Here is an 18862-nt window from a genome sequence, read left to right as displayed (position 1 = left end):
GTGGAGGTCAGCTGTTCCAGAACATCAGGTCGCGCGCCTGCCGTGAACACGCCGCCAGCTCCGGCACCGCGCGAGGCGGCACGACGTAGTCACGATCCCGAATGAGGGCCAGGAACTGCTCTGGCAGCGCGACGCGATGACGGCGCACGTAGTAGGCGAAGTCCTTGCGCCACAGCCAGTCACCGTCGGTGAGCACCGTTGCCCCGTTGAGAACCTGCTGGCCGGAGTCGAACGGGTTTTCGGCGACATCCATCACATCGATGAGGACGTACCCGGAGTTCAGGTAACCAACCACCCGGGCCAGGTCGGGCAGCTCCGTGTCGGTGACGCAATCGAAGATGCTCTGCTGCGGCTCGGGGGAGCGCACCGGCCCGAACTCGACGAACATGCCCGCCGTGCGCAGCTGACCGCTCTCCATTACCGCCCACTCTTCGGATAGAAGGTCTTCCACTCACCATCGCCCCGGATCATCGGGGTCTGCCCAACCGGACCATACCGGTCCACGCCGACAGCGTCCGTAGGCGCGGTGACCGGTACGCCCAGGGCGTCGGCTACCTGCTGCGCCGCCGGTGGAACGCCCGCCTGGGGGTCCACGGTTCCGGTGTGGCAGGCCACCAGTCGGACCGGCCCGCCGTCGTAGTGCGGGTTGGCGCGAATCGCATCGGCGATCTGCTGTGGGTGGGTGTAACCGGAGGGATGGTCACCGCCGTCGGCACCCAGCAGGCCAGGGCGGAACATGCCGTTGCGTTCGCCGTGCACCACCACATCGTGGTGGCCGGGGATCGGGCCGACCATGTCGAAGTTGTTCATCGTGGCGCTGTCGTAGCCGATCGCGGTGCTGGTCGGCCTGTGATACACCGGATCACCCGCGAGCAGTTGTGCCTCCGACGGTGGCGGTGGCTGCGGATGCACAGTCGGATCGCTCCAGTCCGACCGGCGCCCCATCGGCTCCAGCCCTGGACTGCCGAACGGCGTGACGGTCCCGCCAGCTGTAGGGCTGTCGGCGGCGGTGGGATCGGTGCGGGCGGCGCGGTGCAGCAGGCGAGTCAGTTCGTCCATCAGACCCTCCAGCCGCCCCAGCAGCGGCACCAGGTGGCGCAGGCTGTTGATCAGGGCGCTGACCAGCCTGCCGATGCGTGCCGCCCACTTGGCGACCAGACTGCCCACCTGGGAGACGACCAGCGGAGTAGCGGCGCCGAGCGTCACTCCGGTCTCGGCCAGCCACAGCGGCAACCTGACCGCCAGCACGGACACGAAGTCGGCGATCAGGTCCCGGACCATCTCGCGTGTCAGCGCCACCAGGAGGCCGGCACCTTCCACCAACGACGCGATGCCGGTGGCAGCCCGCGCAAGGCCGCCCATCGCCCGTATCTGGCCGGTCACGTGTTCCTGGTAGGCCCGCGCCGACGCGCCCTCCCAACCGACCAGTTGGGCGGACATCGCGGTTTGCAGATCGGCCGCCGCGCCCGCGCTCTGTGCGGCGACATTGCGCCAGGTCTGTGCGTAGGCGGTGATCTGGTCGGGTTCTCCGGCCAGCCAGTCCAGCGCGTCCGACAGCGGCTTCACATGCTCCAGCAGCCAGCCGACACCCCAGCTGAGCATTGAGCCGAGCGGATCGAGCACGGTCGCCAGCGCGTCCAGGGAGGTGGCCACGCCGCCGATCGTGGTGTCGATCCAACTACCTGACTCGATGCCCGCCACCGTGCCGTTGATCTCCTCGACCAGCCCTAGCCCGGAATACCAGCGGGTCGAGTCGATGCGGGGTGCCACCAGGGGATTGGCGGCCACCTCGGTCACAGTGGCAGCTCCAGGTGACCGGAGGCGCGGATCCGCCGCGCATTGCCGTGGTCGGTCAAGGCCGTGGTGGTGGCGACGTGCCGGAGACTTGTCGCCGTCTCCCGCAGGGCCGTCGCTGTCTCGCCGAGGGCGGAGACCACCTGATCCCCCAGCGGGTCGATCAGCCGGGGCAGGAAGGCCGCGATCTGCCCGTACGCCTCTGCGCCCAGGTGCACCTGAGCGGCCGCGCCGCGTGCGGTCTCCATCCGCCCCGCAGCCTCGTCCACTGCTGCGGCGTATCGGTGCACTGCCGTACCCGGAATCCGCATTCCACGGTCACCAGTCATAGGCCGCCTCCCGCTGCCGGTTCGTCCGCTCCTCCGGTGGCCCGGGGAATCGCCGCGCGAACGAATCGACCACGGCCCGGCCAGTCTCCGAGTCGGCGCCGACGGTGTCGTGGACCGCCGCTGCCACCTGCGTGGTGACGCTGGCCTGTGCTCGGGCGATGGCCGTCATCACGATCTCGGCGAGATCGGCACCCCGCATCTGGCGTACCCGATCGTCGAATCTCAGGTCGGTCAGTGCGCCGGAGGCGGCTACCGTGACGCGCACCGCGCCGTCTGCCCCGGTAGCCGTGGCAGTGAGGCGCGCGACCCGGTCAGACAACTCGGCGGCTGCCTGTGCCTGAGCGGAGACCTGTGCCGTCCACGAATGCAACCACTCCTGCGCCTCGTCCGGGCTCCGACCGAGCATCACACTCCCGAGAATCCGTGGTCGCCGGTTGCCGTTCCTCCACAGTGCACCACAGTCGGAGACCGCCAGGTGCGCAAACGGTCGCTCCAGCGGATCTCCCGGGATGGAATCAGGCTGGTTCGTCCGCTGACCGGATCGTGCCTCGGGCCAGGCCGTCGGCTGTCAACTGGACCAGTTCCGCGCCGAGGGTCGCGGCCTGTCGGATCGCCGACTCGAAGGCGTTCAGCCGGCGGAAGGCCTCCCCCTGGGCGCGTTGCTCCTCCAGCGGCAGTCGGCGTACCTGGGCCCGCCGGATGTCGAAGCGCAGGGTGCCGGACAGGCTCGACGCCTGTCTCTCGTTGGTCGTGGTGCGTAGTTGACCGGCCAGGAACCAGGGGTCCAGGGCCGCCGGGTTGGGTCGCAGCAGATACAGGTTGCGGCCCAGCAGTGCCCCTTCGGCGGTCACCACCCGGGCGGTGAGCTGCCGGGCCACCATCGGCACCACGACGTCGCCGACGGCCAGTCGGATCTGCTGGCCCAGCCCGCCGTCGTCGTGGCCGGAGGGGGGTTCACCGGCGAGCACATCCGACACGGTCAGCACCGGTAGCCCTTCCCCGGCCGGTTCACCCGTCTCGGTCGAGGCCGCGCGGATCGGGCCGATCAGGTGCAGGGCACCGGAGCGGGCCAGCTCCGCCACCGTCAGGAACTCCCCTTCCGGGCCCGGCGGTGCGGGGGTGACCTGCGGCATCAGCGCCGACAGGTCGCCGACGAGGGCGGCTAGGCGGTCTCTGGTGCGTACCAGATGCTCGGCGGTCCTGCCCTCGACGGCGGGTTGGCGACGGGCGGGGGTGAGGTCGACCTCCTCGTCGAGCAGTTCGATCACCGGTACCGCGCGGGCGAAGCCGGGTTCCTCGGCCTCGGGGTCGGTGTGGAAGGCCCGCCAGGCGGCGAGGATCCGGGGCGCGGTAGCGGCCAGGTCGCCCTCGGCGGCGTCGACAAGCAGGGTCCGCGCCGGTGGTGGCGCGTCCGGCGCGGGGCGTCGCAGCACCCACAGATGCAGCGGTACGCCGTGCGGCGCGGCCACTCCGGGGGGCAGGGCGATGACGGCGCGCAGGGCGCCGCGGCGCAGCAGTTCGGCGCGGATGCGTCGCCCGGCGCGGCGGCTGGCCACCGTGGGGGGCATCAGCAGTACGGCGTGCCCGCCGGTCCGCAGGCGGGCCAGGGCGTGTTGGGCCCAGGCCAGTTCGGGTTCGGTACGCGGGGTGGTGCCGACGATCCAGCGTGGGTCGTGCCCTAGTTCCTCGTCGCCCCAGTTGGTGGCGCCGAAGGGTGGGTGGCAGAGCACGGCGTCGAAGCTGTGCCCGGCGAAGGCGTCGGCGCGCAGTGAGTCACCGATCTGCACCTCCCCGGGTACCTCGCGCAGGGCCAGCCAGAGTCCGGCGAGCCGGGCCAGGTCCTCGTCGAGTTCCTGGCCGTAGGCGGTGGTGCAGCCGGCCCGGACGGCGGCGCGCAGCAGGGCCCCGGAGCCGGTGGCGGGGTCCAGGACGGTGCCGCCGCCGACCTCGGCCAGGGCGACCATCAGGTCGGCCAGGTCGTCGGGGGTGGCGAAGGTCCGGGCGGGACCGGGTGCGCTGAAGCGTTGCCACAGCTCGTCGAAGGCCCCTTGGGGGCCGTGTTCGTCGACCAGGGCGTCGAGGTCGGGCAGCAGTGGTTTCAGGTACGGCGCCAGGGCGCGGGGACGTTGGCCGCGTTGCCGGGCCAGCAGGACGGCGCCGACGGCGGCCAGGGCGGCGGCCGGGGATTCACCGGCCGGGGCCAGGCGCCGCCAGAGCCGGTCGGCGGTGGACTGGTCGGCGAGCTTTCCCTGGTCGCGGAGCCACTGTTCGACCTGGATCAGGTCGAACTCGGGGCTGGCCGCCGTTCCGCCGACCGGGGCGGGGAAGTCGGGGTGCCGTTTGCGCCAGTTGCTGACGGCGGCTCGTCCCACCCCGGCTAGCCGGGCGATCTCGGCCGCCGTGATGGTCGGGTTCACCTGCACCTCCGTAGTGTGTCACGCCTGTCAACCATCATGCTTGTTGACACTGTTCACAGATGATGCTCTTATTGACGTCGCCACACCGGAACCAGGAGGAAAACAATGCGCAAGACCACGCTGATCGCCCTGCTCGCCACCGCCCTGGTCGGGCTGGGTTGCGGTGCCGCCACCACCGAGGGAGCCGGTGACACCAGCGGCGGCGACGGCGAGGCGAAGGCCGACAAGCAGGCCGAGAAGGTGGCCAAGATCGGCGACCCGGCGCGCGACGGCAAGTTCGAGTTCACCGTCAAGTCGGCCAAGTGCGGCGTACGCAAGGTCGGCAGCGACCTGCTCGGCGCCACCGCCCAGGGTCAGTTCTGCCTGGTCACCCTCAAGGTCAAGAACATCGGCAAGGAGTCGCAGATGTTCGACGGCAGCAGCCAGAAGGCGTACTCGGCCGACGGGACGGAGTACTCCGCCGACGGGGCCGCCGGCCTGTACGCCAACGAGAACGCCGAGACCTTCCTCAACGACATCAACCCCGGCAACCAGGTGACCGGCGTGGTCGTCTTCGACATCCCCAAGAAGGTCAAGCTCACCAAGCTCGAGCTGCACGACTCGCCGTTCTCCGGCGGCGTCACCGTCGCCCTCGACTGACCGGCCGGGCCGTCACCGTCACCGTCACCGTCACCGGCCCCGGCCCCGGCCCCGGCCCCGGCCCCGGCCCCGGCGAGCCGACCACCCCACCCCGTCCCGCACCGCATCGTCCTGCCCGCAGCATCGGAAGGAGCAACCGATGGAATCGCATCTGCCCGTCGTTCGTCAGCGTGGTGTCCGTGGCGGAGAGGGTGGCTGGGCCGGCCCCGGCTGGGCCCCGGGCCGGACCGACGCCCACCGCATCGATGGCTGAGCGGGGTACGCCGTGTCGAAGCAGCCTGATCGGCAGCCGCCGAAGGAGTTCCTCGGGGTCGGCGGGGACCAGATCACGGCCCGCCGGTTCGTCGAGGAACGCCTCGCCGAACTACCGCACCGGCCCGAGGACGCCGAAGTCCGATTACGCGGCCTGCTGGCGATCTACGAGGACCTGAACGCGCGGGGACACCCGGAGCCGATGGTCCTGCTGGCCGGGGTGCTGGGCATCCCGGTGGAGGTCCTGATCCGCCACCTGCGAGCCGCCCAGCGCTGACGGGCCGCACCGGTGGTCATCCGCAACTGCTTCGGCCGCCGTCCGATCGGGCGGCGGCCGAATTTGCCGCTCTCAAAGCAGCAGGCTGGCCAGGTGGCCGCCGGGTTGGATGTTGGGGGCCTGGAAGGAGTAGGTGGTGGCGTTCCACGGCTCGGGGTGCGGGCCGGGCCAGGGAACCGGCCTCGGGATGCGGACCTGCCAGGCCAGGCTGTTGCCGCACCAGTCGCCGTGCAGGTGATCACCATGAACGGTGAGGGCGATCGGTCTTCCGGGTATGGCGACTCCGGCGTTGGTGACCGGGGTCGGTTCGTGCCAGGTTCCGTTGACATTGGAGGTGGCCCGGATGGCGCCGTCCTCACCGGCGAACATGACGACGGCCAGGGAGTTGGAGAACAGGCCCGTGGCGAGGTGGGCCCCGGGGGGTGCGGCCCCGACACCGGCGACCGCCACCGGTTGCCATGGGTCGGGTACCGGACCACCGGTAAGCCTGACCTGCCAGATCCGCCCGTCGGTGTCGGTGACCATCCCGGCCGCGTTGCCGACCACGGCGAGCCCGCCACCGGGTACGGCGAAGTTCGGTGGACTGGCCAGGGAGGTCATCCAGGTGCCGGCACTGTTCTGCCGGACCACCCGCACCGCCCCGTCGATGCCGACGAAGGCCACCCCGACGGTGCTTCCCGGGATCGCGGCGACAACCGCACCGGGTGCGGCGACACCGACCGCGGTGATCTGTCGGGGGCCGACCCGCGTACCGCCTCGGTATGACTTGTTGTAGATCGCCCCGTAGCGGCCGACGAAGAAGACCTCCGTTCCGGCTGCGGTGACCGACGTCCCGGGCAGGGCCTGGCCGCCGGGTCCTTCCACGCTCGTCTGCCCGCCCGCGCCGGTCGAAGTGCTCCACATGACGAGAGCGCCGCTCGCGTTGATCGCGAACACCCGAGGAACGGTGGATCCGGACCCGAGCAGGGCAACAGCGGATCCGGGCAGCGCGGCCGGGTCGCGGTGCACCGCCACCGGCGCGCCCCAGGTCGACCTGTAGAGGGTCAAGTTCCTGCCGATGGTGTACGTCCCGACCTGGGCGTCGGCGTACGCCGGCCCGGTGGCGATGGGCGCGAGCGTGAGGATCAGCGCGGCTCCCACCGTGACTGCGAGACGCCGGCATCCCCCGCGAACCTTGATCATGCGTGCTCCCTTCGAGCGACGAGACCAGTAGGGACAGGATCGCCGCCGGAGCACCGAATTGATAGGTGTCTGTCAATTAGTGCGGACCCGGGCCCCGCCTGCCCGCCACACTCCCCCGCCGAATCCTTGACATCGCCTATTGTCGATCCGAAAAGTTCCACCCTGGCCGACCACCACCACCTTGGTCATTCCGGGTGCGAGGCCGTACCACCGATCGAGGTGCCGGCCGGCCCTGAAGCGACCTCGGCCAGGTCCACGCACCACGAAGGGAGTGCCACATGTGTTACGGGTACGACGGCGATGCCGCGCTGCGGCGATCCGGCATGGACCGGCGGGGTCTGTTGCGTGGTTCGTTGGCGGTCGCCGCCGGTGTGGGGCTGGCCGCCTCCGGTGCGACCGCCGCGACCGCCGGCCCCGGACACGGGCATGGTCACGGACCCGGTCACGGGCATGGTCACGGGCACGGGCCGGGGCACCCGGGGCGGCGTCCGGTGCCGCCGGGTCTGATCAGCATCCAGTTGTGGACGGTGCGTGACGCGCTGAACGGCGCACCGGGCTACGACGCCACCCTTCGACACCTGGCCCGCATCGGCTACCCCCGGGTGGAGCTGGCGCTGGGCTACTTCGGTCGCAGCGCCGGTCAGCTACGCCGGTTCCTCGACGGCATCGGGGTCAAGGCCAGCTCCAGCCACGACGGGATCAGCGCCGACCCCGCCGCGCTGCGGCAGAAGATCCAGGACGCGGTCACCCTGGGCCAGAAGTACCTGGTGGTGCCGTACCTCTACTCGGAAAGCGCCGACGACTGGAAGCGCTGGGCGGAGCAGATGAACACCGAGGCCACGGCGGCGCGCAAGGCGGGCCTGCGGTACGGGTACCACAACCACGCCCACGAGTTCACCATCGACCTCGGTGGTGGGCGTACCCCCTGGGACATCCTGACCGCGGAGCTCGACCCGAAGCTGGTGCACCTGGAGATCGACATCTACTGGGCGGTCACCGGGGGCATCGAGTCCGGCGCCGGGGCGGCCGACCCGGAGGGCTTCACCCTGGAGGTGATCCGTCGCGCACCCCAGCAGGTCCTCCAGTACCACGTCAAGGACCGGCACGCCGCCGACGGGGACATGGCCGACCTGGGCACCGGGATGATCGACTTCGCCCGGATCTTCCGGGGCCACCAGGTGCAGGAGTACATCGTGGAGAACGACACCCCCGATGTGACGCCCCAGCAGACCGCCGAGGTCGGCTACCGCTACCTGCGCAACCTGCGCTACTGACCTGCACCGACGGGCACCGGGCCGCGCGTCCGGCCCGGTGCCCGTCGCCGGCGGGGGCCCCTGACACAATCGCCGCCATGGAGGCTGCCGAACTGGTGCTGGTGCTGCGCTACCGCAAGGCGGTGACGTACGGCTTCCATGTCCTGCTCGGGGCGTTGGAGACCCACCAGACCTCGACCCGGTACGAGGTGCGGTTCGGCGACACCCCGGCGACCACCGCCGCGCACATCCGGGACGCCGCCGCCACCGCGAGCCGGGTGTTGGTGCTGTGGTCGTTCTACTCCCCCGACGCCCACGCTTTGGCCCAGGAGTTGGCCGAGATCCGGGCCCTGGCCGACGCCCCGAACGTCACCCACCTGGCCGGTGGGGTGCACGCCACGGCTGAGCCGGTGCAGACCCTGGACGCCGGGTGGGACATGGCGGCGGTCGGCGAGGGTGAGACCACCCTGCTGCACCTGGTGGACGCCGTCGGCGACCCCACCGGCATCACCGGGCTGGTGTACCGCGACGCCACCGGCTCCGTGGTGCGCACCGGGCGACCGCAGCGGCGCCCCCTCGACGACTTCCGGGGCTTTTCACTGAAGTGGGACCGATTCAACGCCTTGGAGATCACCCGGGGTTGTGTCTTCTCCTGCCGCTTCTGCCAGACCCCCTTCATGTTCTCCGCGAAGTTCCGGCACCGCAGTGTGTCGAACGTGCGGTGGCATGTCGACCAGATGCGGGCCCGTGGACTGCGGGACGTCCGGTTCATCACCCCGACCGCGTTGAGCTACGGCAGTCAGGATGAGGAACCGAACCTCGACGCCGTCGAGGAACTGCTGGCCACCTGCAAGGAGGGCATCGGTCCCGACGGGCGGGTCTTCTTCGGCTCCTTCCCCAGCGAGATCCGACCCGAGCACGTCAGCCGGGCCGCCCTGCGGCTGGTCAAGAAGTACTGCGCCAACAACAACATCATCGTCGGCGCCCAGTCCGGCTCCGACCGGGTTCTGGACGCCGCGAAACGCGGCCACGGGGTCGAGGAGGTCAAACGGGCGGCCCGTCTCGGCATCGAGGAAGGCTTCCGGATCAACGTAGACATGATCTTCGGTATGCCCGGTGAGAACGAACAGGACGTCGCCGACTCGCTGCGCCTGGCCGGCGAACTGGCCGAGGTCGGGGCCCGCATCCATGCCCACACCTTCATGCCGCTGCCCGGTACCCCCTGGCGCGACGCTCCACCCGGCGATGTGGACCCCGACACCATCCGCCAGGTCGACCGCCTCTCCCAACGCGGCGCGCTCTACGGCCACTGGCAGAAACAACGCGAACACGCCGCCCGACTGGCCGCCGCCGCCGAGGCGTACCCCCGCCCCGGACGCAGCCGCACCATCCTGCCCCAGGTCCGGAGATGCGAGACGCCGGACTGAGAAGGTCCTCGGTAGCGCTTGATTGATGCGTCACCATGTGGGGATGCCGCATCGTCTGTCCTATGCCGACGCCGTGAAGATCCTGGGTGGCTCCGGCCCATTGGCGAAGGCCGTCGACAACCTGTTCGGTGGTGCGCTCGCCGTCGCCACCGCAGGTGGTAGCGACATCGCTAGCAGCTTCTTCGATATCAAGCCCGAGGTGAGCCGACTCGGCAGCCTGGTCACGGCCAAGCTCAATGAATCGGTACGTGGGTTGGGGCGGCACGAGCGCAGTGAGTTGCTCCAAGCCGCCCACACCGTCCTGGCGATCACCGCGTTCTTCGAGAAACTGGACGAATGCCTGACCGCGGCGGGTCTCGGCAGGCCGGAGTTCACCCGGGAGGACCAACTCGACTTCGCCGCCGGTCGCGACGAGGGCACCCTGGTCGACCATTTCCTGCGTACCCCTGTGCCGTTGCCGGCGCCCGACCTTACGTATCGGGGCCTGCTGGCCGCCTTGGAGGACTGGTTCTCCGCGCAGGCGACGCGGATGAGCCGTCACCTCACCGGGCTGGCCGCGTGGGACGACGCCGACGAGCGTGCGCGTCGGGCGGTGGTGGAACTGCTCGACCAGCGGCTGCCCGGTGCGGCGGTGGATCGCTACGACGAGATCCATCGTCGCCTCGCCGAGGAGATTCCCGAGTTCGCCCTCTGGGCCGATCGGCTTGAGGCGCGGGCCGCCGCCCGGGGTCTGGAACGTCTGGAGGCGCTGCTGCTGCGGGTCGGCACCGGGCGGGTTCCGGGCCTGCACCGGGCCGCCCTGTCCCAAGCTTATCGTGCCGAGTTAGACCGTCCCGTTCTCGGCGGTGACGCCGGGGAACTGCCCGTGCCGACCCTCAGGGCGGCGTACGTTGATCCGCTCTTTCGGGTTCGGACCGCCGATTCGGCTGCCCGTCCAGCGGACGAACAGTGGTGGGCCGGCGTCGACGAACGCGACGACTTCGCCGGATTCCTCGCCGCCCATCTGACCACCACCCAGGCCACCGAGGCGCCGATGCTGCTGCTCGGTCAACCGGGTGCCGGGAAGACCTCACTGACTCGCATCCTCGCCGCCCGTCTGCCCCCGGGGGACTTCTTCGTCTGCCGGGTGCCGTTGCGCGAGGTGTCCGCCGAGGCCGAGATTCAGGACCAGGTGGAACAGGCTTTGCGCCGGGCGATCGGCGAGACGGTCTCCTGGGCGGAGCTTTCCCGTGACGCCGCCGGTGCCCTGCCGGTCATCCTGCTCGACGGCTTCGACGAACTCCTTCAGGCCACCGGGCTGCACCAGTCCGACTACCTGCATCGGGTCGTGAAGTTCCAGCAGCGGGAAGCAGCGTTGGGCCGCCCGGTAGCGGTCATGGTCACCACCCGCATCGCGGTGGCGGACCGGGCCCGTCTGCCCGTGGGCGCATTGGCCGTACGCCTGGAGCCCTTCGACGAGGCGCAGATCAGACGCTGGCTGACTGTCTGGAACGACACCGCTCGACCCGCCAAGCCGTTGTCGCCGGAGGTGGTGCTCCGCTTCCGCCACCTGGCCGAGCAGCCGCTGCTGCTGCTCATGCTCGCCCTCTACGACGCCACCGGCAACGCGCTGCGCGACGATGCCGCCGCCCTCGACGACGGCCAACTCTACGAACGGTTGCTGACCTCCTTCGCCGAGCGTGAGGTGCGCCGGGTACACGCGGGACAGCCCGACTCGGCCCTGCCGGGGCTGGTGGAGCAGGAGCTGCTGCGCCTGTCGGTGGTGGCCTTCGCCATGTTCCACCGCCTGCGGCTGTGGGCCACCGAGAGTGAACTCGACGAGGACCTGACCGGCCTCGGAATCTCCCCCTCACACCCAGGCCGCACCGAGACCTTCCACCGCCCGGTCACGGTCGGTCAGGAGATGATCGGGCGCTTCTTCTTCATCCAGCGCGCCCAGGCCGTCCAGGAGGAGCAGACCCGCCAGACGTACGAGTTTCTGCACGCCACCTTCGGCGAGTATCTCGTGGCCCGGCTGGTCGTGCAGGCCGTCCGCGACACCGAGGCGCGGGAGGCGGCGAGCACCCTGGCCCTGCGCCTGGGCCCCTCGCATGACGACGACCTGCTGGGGTCCCTGCTCGGTTTTACTCCCCTGACTGCCCGCGCCACCATCCTGACGTTCATCGCCGGCCTGCTCGACACCCCCGACCGCGACCGCATCCGCACCTGGCTAACAGGCCGCGCCTCGGCGGCCATGACCCGCCCGCAGTATGTCGAGAGCCGGTACCGCCCGGTCGACAAGCGCATCGACCACTGGTTGGCCACCTACTCGTTCAACCTGTTCCTGCTGACCCTGGCCTGCGGTGGTGCAGTGCGGGCCTCGGAGTTGTTCACCCGCACCACCGACCCCGCCAGTTGGCTGCGCAACTCGGCCTTGCAGTGGCAGGCCGCCGTTCCCGGCGGCATCTGGCTGGAGACCATGCAGGCTCTCAAGGTCACCCGCACCTGGCACGAGGGCCGCCGGGACATCGTCGTCGAGCACACTCGCGACTCAAGTGCGGATCTCCCGGAGGCGATCGATGTCCGCTGGATCAACGGGCTGAATCCGGACGAGAGCCAGGCGGAGGTCTTCCGGGCCGCCGTCGAGCTACCGCCCGCGCTCCGGTCCATGCAGCTGAGCAACCATGTGAGCGATGACGTTCTGCTGCATGCCCTGGAGCCGCTGATTCACCGGATACCCACGGCATTGACTGAGTTCGGGGAGCGGTCCTCCGGCGGCCACCAGTCGATGGCGCACACCCTCATCCGGATGTGGCTGGCGGTCTCGCTGAACGCCCCCGCGGAGGATCTGGTCGCCGCCTACACGGATGCCTGCTCCGCCGTGACAGACCTGGCCCAGATCGGCGATCGAACCACTCGGGCAGTCAGGGACGCCACGGAGATGGTGCTGAGCACCATGCGCGCCGAGGCGCATCGCCTACCGCCGGCTGCGGTTGGTGAGATGGTTACTCTGCTGATCAACGAGGAATGGATGACTGCACGCGCGGCCGGCTCCGCGATTGAGTGCCTGGTCGACTCCAGGGCCGCCGATGGCGAGTACGGAGCCTTGCTGGTCTCGTACCTGATCCAAGATAACCCACACGGCATCGACGAGCATGTGCTTGTCAAGGCGCTACGAGCGATCGTCCTTGGCAGTGGAGCCAGGCGTACGCGCCTTGATGACTTGGCCCTTGCGCTTGGCGCGACCGAACGCCGAGCGGAACTGGAACGGACGGCCCCGGAAATCGCCGACATCCTGTTCGGCCACACCGGGGACAATGGAGCGGGCAGCGGCGAGTCCGGCTGACGCGGGGCGTACACCGGGATCGGCTGTCTGGGCCTGGGCCGCCACCGTAGTCGGCCGGCTGACCCACCACCACCTCACCTGGTCCCAGAACCGTCCGGCGGGACCGCCGGACGTGCCCGCTCTCCGGGCGGGCATCGCATCCTCCATGTGAAGGAGCGCCATGAAACCGTCCCTCCGGGCCGTCCTGGCGGTGGTCGTCCTCGCGGCCCCGCTGGCCCTGACCGTCCCCGCGCAGGCGGCCAACACCCTCACCATGCGCGGCGCGGACGTCTCCTCCCTGCAACGCAGTCTGGACCTAGGGGCCCGGTACTACGACGCCTCCGGCGCGCAGGCCGACCCGTACGACATCCTCGCCGCCAAGGGGGTCAACTACCTGAGGCTGCGGATCTGGAACAACCCGGTCAGCGGCTACAACAACAAGGCCAAGGTGCTCCAGCAGGCCAGGACGATCAAAGCCAAGGGCTTCAAGCTCCTGATCGACTTCCACTACTCGGACACCTGGGCCGACCCGGGCAAGCAGTATCCGCCCGCAGCCTGGGCCAACCACTCGCTGAGCCAGTTGCAGAACGACGTCTACGCCTACACCCACGAGGTGTGCACCGCCCTGAAGGCGCAGGGCACCACCCCGGACGCGGTGCAGATCGGCAACGAGATCAACGTGGGCATGTTGTGGCCGGCCGGACGGGTGGTCAACAACAACTTCGCCCCGCTGGCCAGCCTGCTCAAGCAGGGCTACCGGGCCACCAAGGACTGCAACAGCGGCACCCAGGTGTGGATCCACACCGCGAACGCGGACAGCATGGCGAATGCCCGCTGGTTCTACGACGGCATCCGGGCCCAGGGGGTGACCTGGGATGTCACCGCCCTGTCCTACTACTGCATGTGGCACGGCTCCCTGGCGAACCTGTACAACGTGGTCGCCGACCTGCGGTCCCGCTACGGCAAGCCGGTCGTGCTCGCCGAGACCGCGTACCAGTTCACCACCGCCAACGCCGACCATCAGGGCAACGCGATCCCGGGCACGGTGCTGTGTGACAACATCCCGGCCACCTGGGCCGGACAGGCACAGCAGTTCAGCTGGGTGCAGAACACCGTACGCAATGCCGGTGGGGTCGGGGTCTTCTACTGGGAGCCCACCTGGTACGCGATCCGGGGCAACGGCTGGGATCCGGCGGACATCAACGGCACCGGCAACGGCTGGGACAACATGGCCGTCTTCAACTGGACCGGGCAGGTGAACCCGCACGTGGTCTGGAGTCCCTGACCCACCTCAGGGGGCCCGGCGCACGACACCGCCGGGCCCTCCTGGTGAGGCGGCAGCGGCGGTCAGTTGACGCCGAGGAGTTCGGTGATCTGGGTGTAGAAGGGGGCGGGGTCTCCCGACAGGGAGGACTTCACCATCGCGGTCCAGTCGTCGACGATCACCTCGATCGAACCGGCTTCCAGGCCGTCCAGGGACAGTCGGGGGACCTCCCGGGCCTCGATCTTGGGTCCGTCGTAACCGGCCGACATGGTCGTGTCGGCGGCACCGAGCAGGACCCCCTGGACCAGGGTGCCCTGCGGGGCCAGTTCCAGGCGTACCGCGTTGGTCATGTTCCACTCGGCGGCCTTGGCTGCCGAGTAGGAGCCGGTGCCCGGGGCGGCGAACCAGGACAGGGCGGACAGCACGTTCACGATCGCGCCTCCGCCGCCTGCGGCGAGCACCGGGGTGAACTGCCGGATCATCTCAAGGGTGCCCCAGAAGTGGGTGTCCATTTCCCGGCGTACCTCGGTCAGGTCGCCGGTGACCAGCTGGGCGCCGGTGGCGATGCCGGCGTTGTTGACCAGGAGGGTGACATCGGTCGCGGTGGCCGCGGCCGCGCGGATGGTGTCGTGGTCGAGCAGGTCGAGTCGCAGCGGCACCACCCGGGGGTCGTCGAAGCCCAGGGTCTCGGGGTGACGGGCGGTGGCGTACACCTTGCGCGCCCCACGCGCCAGCAGTTCGAGTACGAACTGGCGGCCGATGCCCCGGTTGGCGCCGGTGACTAGGGCGATCTGGTCGGCGATGTTCATCGGGATCATTGCTCCCTGCATGGGTCTGCTCCGGTTTCGCTGGGCCGGGTCCGGCCCTGCGTCGACTACGGTAGGAGCTGACGTTGACGTCAAGGGCAAGTCGAGAGGAGACCCAGATGCGCATCGGCGACCTGGCGCGACAGGCGGGGGTCAGCACCCGAGCCCTGCGGTACTACGAGGAGCAGGGCCTGCTGACCTCGGAACGCACCCTCAGTGGCCAGCGCGTCTACCCCGACTCGGCGGTGGAACGGGTCCGGCTGATCCAGCAGTTCTTCACCGCCGGCCTACCCAGCCGGACCATCCTGCAACTGATGCCCTACGTCGACACCGGGCAGGGTTCTCCCGAGGTCTTCGAGCTGATGGCCACCGAACGCCAACGCATCACGGCCGCCATCGCCGCCCTGACCGCCGCCCGCGACGCCCTAGACCACATGATCCACATCGCCAACCATCCGACCCCGGAACACTGCCCCGCCCTGCGCGAACCCCCCTGGACCCCGTACAACGCCGCAGCCGAGGCCGTGCCGGTCAGCGGCTGACCCGGGTACGCCCCACGTACCCAGCAGCGTCAGCCACGCTCCGGAACCGGAGTGCGCCCTTCCTCCGTCACCGGCAACTCGCGCGTCGCCCGCAGCGGCGACAGCAGTGCGGGCAGGAAGGCGGCGGTCATCCCGGCCGCCCCGATCCAGAGCACTGCCGGCGCGCCGAGCAGACCACCTAGCAGGCCACCGAGCAGACCCGCGATCGGCATGCTGCCCCACTGGACGAAGCGGACGGTGGCGCTCATTCGGCCGAGCAGCCGGTCCGGCGTGACGTGTTGCTGCAAACCCACCTGCGCGATCAGTCGGACCACCCCACCCAGGGAGAGCAGGGCCAGCCCGGCCACGGCTAGCCAGAGCGGCCAGCCGGGCCGAGCCGCCGGCAACAGGGCGGCGGCCGGCGCCGTACACAGCGGAGCCAGCCAGACGGCCGGGCCGGGGCCGATCCGGGCGACCACCCGGCGGGCCAGCAGTGCCCCGGCGAACCCGCCGCAGGCCATCACGGACAGCACCAGCCCGATGCCGAAGGACCCCAGACCCAAATGCCGGGACAGGAACACCAGCAGCATCGTCTGGTAGGTGACGAGGAAGAGGCTGAAGATGCCGTCGGTGAACAGCGTCGGTCGCAGCAGCGGATGACCGAGCACGAACCGCAGCCCTTCCGCGACCTCACGCACCAGATGCCGGTCGGCGGCAGCCGGTGGCCGGGGCTCCGGCGTACGGATGCGCAGCAGTCCCAGCGCGGACAGCAGCATTCCGGCGGAACTCGCGACCAGTGTCAGCGGCGCGCCCAGCCCGGCGACCAGCGGCCCGCCCAGACCGGGGCCGCTGATGCTCACGGCGGAACGGGCTGCGGCGATCTTCGCGTTGCCCTCGACGAGATGCTCACGGCCGACCAGCGCCGGCAGGTAGCTGGTGTAGCCGACTTCGAACAGCACGGTCAGCAGGCCGTGGGCAAGCGCGACCGCGAACAGCAGCCAGATGGTCAGGGTGTCCGTCCACCAGGCCAGCGGTACGAGCAGCAACAGCGCCGCTCGCACCAGATCCGTGTTGACCATGACCGGGCGCTTGCGCCAGCGGTCGATCCAGGCCCCGGCCGGCAGCCCGATCAGCAGCGATCCTGCCGTCGTCATCGCGGTCAGGACCCCGACCTCGAACTCGTCCGCGTCGAGCCAGACGATCGCCACCAGCGGCAGTGCCAGATACACGAACCGGTCGGAGAGTTGCCCGGCCACGGTCGCACCGAAGAAGCGGCGGAAGTCGGGCTCGCGGAGCAGACCGAGACGAGGCGTTCGAGACACATCCCTCCCTCCCCTGTCATCGGGGCCGTGCCTCGGCTCGATCACCACAGCCCCGACGCCAGATCCTATGCCTAACGCCGGGAGTGTGAATCCCACGGAGATTCCCAGGACGTCGGTCGCCGTTGGCGTCGGCGGATCCGACGATGCCCGGCTACCGACGCCCTGGGTGTGGTCATCCGGTCAGTAGCTGATCGTCTCCTCGTTGGCCGAGTCGGTCACGATCGCGATTCCGGCGCTGGTGCCGAGCAGTTCGGCGCCGGCACGCAGGAGCCCGACGGCCTGCGGGTAGGACTTGATGCTGCCGGACGCCTTGACCCTGGTCCGGCCGGCGGCACGTTCCACCAGGTAGCCGATGCTGGTCGGGTTGGCGACCTCGATCGCGCCGCTGCTGGCGTTCTTCAGGTACGCGGCACCGGCCTCGATGGACAGTTCGATCGCGGTCTCCCGCTCCGCCTCGGTCAGCAGCGGCAGTTCCAGCATCACCTTGATCGGGACCCCGGAGGCCCGGACCACACCGGCGATGTCCTCACGGAACTCGTCGTACATGCCGCTCTTCAGCCAGCCGATCTGGACGCCGATGTCGATCTGCTGGGCACCGGCGCGCACCAGGCTCTCCGCCTCGAAGGCCTTGCCGGCGCTGGTGGTGACCCCGACGGTCGGGAAGTCGAGGGCGGAGGCGACCTGGACGGCGCTGCCGCGCAGCACCTCGGCGACCACCGGCACCCAGGAGCCGGGCACCATCGCCGCGTTGAAGCCGTACTTCAGGGCCTCCTCGGCGTGCTCGATCATGCGGTCCCGGGTGGTACCCACCTCGATCAGGGTGTGCTGGATGTACGGCGCCAGGGTGGCGGGAGTCAGGTCGGCCGGCAGGTTTGCGGGGGCGGAAGTCATTGCGGGATCTCCTTCTGCGGACATGCGGCACCCTGCGGCGGGCGGGTACGCCGACAACCGCACGGATGGGGTCGAACCGGGAGGGTGGAAGAGGGATTACCGGAGCGGCAGGTACGCCTGACCGGGTCAGGACCAGTCGATCAGCACCTTGCCGATGTGCCCGGCGTCCGCCGCGGCCAGCGCTTCGGGGGCCCGCTGGGCGGGGAAGGGATCGGTGATCAGGTGCTGCAGGGCGGGAAGGCTGCGGGCGGCTCGCAGGACCGCCGGGAACTCGGGCTGGGTGAAGACCCAACTGCCGATGACCCGCAGTTCCTTGCGGATCACGTCGACCCCGGGGTCGATCTCCATGCTGTTGTTGGCGCCGAGCAACACGACCGTGCCGTGCGGCCGGGCCAACTTCATCACCTGGGTCTGGGCGGCCGGGTTGGCGGAGCATTCGAAGACGACCTCGGGTCCGCGCCCCTCGGTCACGGCCGCGACGACGGCTACCGGGTCCTGCCCGATCGGGTCGATGAGGGTGGCGGCCCCGAGGGTCTTGGCCAGGTCCCGCCGCCCCTCGATCGGGTCGACGGCGAACACCTCTGCTCCGGCGGCCGCCGCCAGGGCCACCACGCAGCAGCCCACCGGCCCGAGGCCGAACACGGCCACCCGGTCACCCACCGCTACCCCGGACTTGCGGAAGGCCGAGTACGCGGTGCCGAAGTTGCAGGCGATCAGGGCCGCCATGGCGTCGCTGACGTCATCGGGTACGGGCAGGACCCCGGTGGCCGGTGCGGTGAGGTATTCGGCGTCCGCGCCGCTGCGGTGGTTGCCCAGGGTGCGCCGGTCGGCGCAGAACATCGGCTCACCGCTGCGGCAGAAGGTGCAGTCGCCGCAGCCCGAGTGCTGGTAGACGATGACCCGGGTGCCTTCGGCCGGTCCGTCGCCGCTGGCGGCGGCCCGGGCGATCACTCCCACCGCCTCGTGGCCGGGGACGGTGTGCAGCCGGTGGCCTAGTTCCTGCGCCGACTTGCGGTAGTGCGGCAGGTCGCTGCCGCACACCGCGGACACGGTCACCCGGACCAGCACCTCGTCGTGGGCCGGCACCGGGCGCGGCACCTGGCGGACGACCGATTGGCGGTCACCGGTCAGCAGCAACGCCCGCATCGACTGCTCGTCGGCAGGGTGGGCTTCCATTCTCGTGT

17 protein-coding genes are annotated in these 18862 nt (G+C 70.1%); 7 read left to right on the top strand and 10 right to left on the bottom strand.

The features are described from left to right. Nucleotides 1–7: 7 nt before the first annotated feature. The 5 genes from ACGFIK_RS26155 to ACGFIK_RS26135 all read right to left on the bottom strand — a co-directional run bounded on the left by ACGFIK_RS26155 (nucleotide 8) and on the right by ACGFIK_RS26135 (nucleotide 4540). Nucleotides 8–418 carry a hypothetical protein gene (locus ACGFIK_RS26155; protein ID WP_393341877.1) on the bottom strand — a complete coding sequence of 137 codons (411 nt, stop codon included), beginning with the start codon at nucleotides 416–418 and terminating at the stop codon, nucleotides 8–10. Beyond that, nucleotides 418–1788, bottom strand: coding sequence for a WXG100 family type VII secretion target (locus ACGFIK_RS26150; RefSeq protein ID WP_393341875.1), 1371 nt, complete (start codon nucleotides 1786–1788; stop codon nucleotides 418–420). The genes ACGFIK_RS26155 and ACGFIK_RS26150 overlap by 1 nt, the downstream gene beginning before the upstream one ends. A 5-nt stretch (nucleotides 1789–1793) precedes the next feature. Further along, complete coding sequence (locus ACGFIK_RS26145; RefSeq protein ID WP_393341874.1) at nucleotides 1794–2123, bottom strand: hypothetical protein; 330 nt, start codon at nucleotides 2121–2123, stop codon at nucleotides 1794–1796. Continuing rightward, nucleotides 2113–2529, bottom strand: coding sequence for a YbaB/EbfC family nucleoid-associated protein (locus ACGFIK_RS26140; RefSeq protein WP_327025747.1), 417 nt, complete (start codon nucleotides 2527–2529; stop codon nucleotides 2113–2115). The genes ACGFIK_RS26145 and ACGFIK_RS26140 overlap by 11 nt, the downstream gene beginning before the upstream one ends. A gap of 109 nt (nucleotides 2530–2638) precedes the next feature. Then, complete coding sequence (locus ACGFIK_RS26135) at nucleotides 2639–4540, bottom strand: N-6 DNA methylase (protein ID WP_393341871.1); 1902 nt, start codon at nucleotides 4538–4540, stop codon at nucleotides 2639–2641. A 105-nt stretch (nucleotides 4541–4645) separates the two neighbouring features. On the opposite strand from ACGFIK_RS26135, the gene ACGFIK_RS26130 reads away from it, so the two are divergent. Together ACGFIK_RS26130 and ACGFIK_RS26125 are read left to right on the top strand one after the other, a co-directional pair. After that, on the top strand, nucleotides 4646–5179 hold the full coding sequence (locus tag ACGFIK_RS26130) for a DUF4352 domain-containing protein (protein WP_327025744.1): 534 nt from the start codon (nucleotides 4646–4648) through the stop codon (nucleotides 5177–5179). Between the two features lie 265 nt (nucleotides 5180–5444). After that, the gene (locus ACGFIK_RS26125; RefSeq protein ID WP_393341868.1) at nucleotides 5445–5708 is read left to right on the top strand and encodes a hypothetical protein; all 264 of its coding nucleotides are present in this window, start codon (nucleotides 5445–5447) and stop codon (nucleotides 5706–5708) included. 72 nt (nucleotides 5709–5780) lie between these two features. On the opposite strand, the gene ACGFIK_RS26120 is transcribed toward ACGFIK_RS26125, so the two are convergent. Beyond that, nucleotides 5781–6848 carry a hypothetical protein gene (locus tag ACGFIK_RS26120; protein ID WP_393341865.1) on the bottom strand — a complete coding sequence of 356 codons (1068 nt, stop codon included), beginning with the start codon at nucleotides 6846–6848 and terminating at the stop codon, nucleotides 5781–5783. A 320-nt stretch (nucleotides 6849–7168) separates the two neighbouring features. On the opposite strand from ACGFIK_RS26120, the gene ACGFIK_RS26115 reads away from it, so the two are divergent. From ACGFIK_RS26115 to ACGFIK_RS26100, 4 genes are all read left to right on the top strand, one after another. Further along, entirely contained in the window at nucleotides 7169–8164 is a 996-nt protein-coding gene (locus tag ACGFIK_RS26115) for a sugar phosphate isomerase/epimerase (protein WP_327025741.1), read from the top strand. Between the two features lie 77 nt (nucleotides 8165–8241). Continuing rightward, nucleotides 8242–9570 carry a TIGR04013 family B12-binding domain/radical SAM domain-containing protein gene (locus ACGFIK_RS26110; protein WP_393341863.1) on the top strand — a complete coding sequence of 443 codons (1329 nt, stop codon included), beginning with the start codon at nucleotides 8242–8244 and terminating at the stop codon, nucleotides 9568–9570. A gap of 43 nt (nucleotides 9571–9613) precedes the next feature. After that, nucleotides 9614–12895, top strand: coding sequence for an NACHT domain-containing protein (locus ACGFIK_RS26105; protein WP_393341861.1), 3282 nt, complete (start codon nucleotides 9614–9616; stop codon nucleotides 12893–12895). Nucleotides 12896–13055: 160 nt separating this feature from the next. Beyond that, nucleotides 13056–14159: an arabinogalactan endo-beta-1,4-galactanase gene (locus ACGFIK_RS26100; protein ID WP_393341858.1), complete on the top strand. Its 1104-nt coding sequence runs from the start codon at nucleotides 13056–13058 to the stop codon at nucleotides 14157–14159. Nucleotides 14160–14221: 62 nt separating this feature from the next. On the opposite strand, the gene ACGFIK_RS26095 is transcribed toward ACGFIK_RS26100, so the two are convergent. Next, a complete protein-coding gene (locus tag ACGFIK_RS26095; RefSeq protein WP_327025738.1) occupies nucleotides 14222–14947 on the bottom strand; it encodes an SDR family oxidoreductase in 726 nt (241 codons plus the stop codon). Nucleotides 14948–15063: 116 nt separating this feature from the next. Here ACGFIK_RS26095 and ACGFIK_RS26090 point away from each other — a divergent pair, with 116 nt between their 5' ends. Beyond that, nucleotides 15064–15486 (top strand): MerR family transcriptional regulator, encoded by a 423-nt coding sequence (locus ACGFIK_RS26090; protein ID WP_393341855.1) that lies wholly within the window; start codon nucleotides 15064–15066, stop codon nucleotides 15484–15486. A 29-nt stretch (nucleotides 15487–15515) separates the two neighbouring features. Here ACGFIK_RS26090 and ACGFIK_RS26085 read toward each other — a convergent pair whose 3' ends face one another. From ACGFIK_RS26085 to ACGFIK_RS26075, 3 genes are all read right to left on the bottom strand, one after another. After that, on the bottom strand, nucleotides 15516–16787 hold the full coding sequence (locus ACGFIK_RS26085; protein WP_393341852.1) for an MFS transporter: 1272 nt from the start codon (nucleotides 16785–16787) through the stop codon (nucleotides 15516–15518). A 180-nt stretch (nucleotides 16788–16967) separates the two neighbouring features. Further along, nucleotides 16968–17678 (bottom strand): deoxyribose-phosphate aldolase, encoded by a 711-nt coding sequence (deoC, locus tag ACGFIK_RS26080; protein ID WP_327025735.1) that lies wholly within the window; start codon nucleotides 17676–17678, stop codon nucleotides 16968–16970. A 126-nt stretch (nucleotides 17679–17804) separates the two neighbouring features. Then, complete coding sequence (locus ACGFIK_RS26075; protein WP_327025734.1) at nucleotides 17805–18854, bottom strand: zinc-binding dehydrogenase; 1050 nt, start codon at nucleotides 18852–18854, stop codon at nucleotides 17805–17807. Nucleotides 18855–18862: the final 8 nt, after the last annotated feature.

Source organism: Micromonospora sp. NPDC048871, assembly GCF_043198155.1.
GTDB lineage: Bacteria > Actinomycetota > Actinomycetes > Mycobacteriales > Micromonosporaceae > Micromonospora.
Note: the sequence above shows the minus strand (reverse complement) of the source record. Positions and strands in the feature narration are given on the sequence as shown.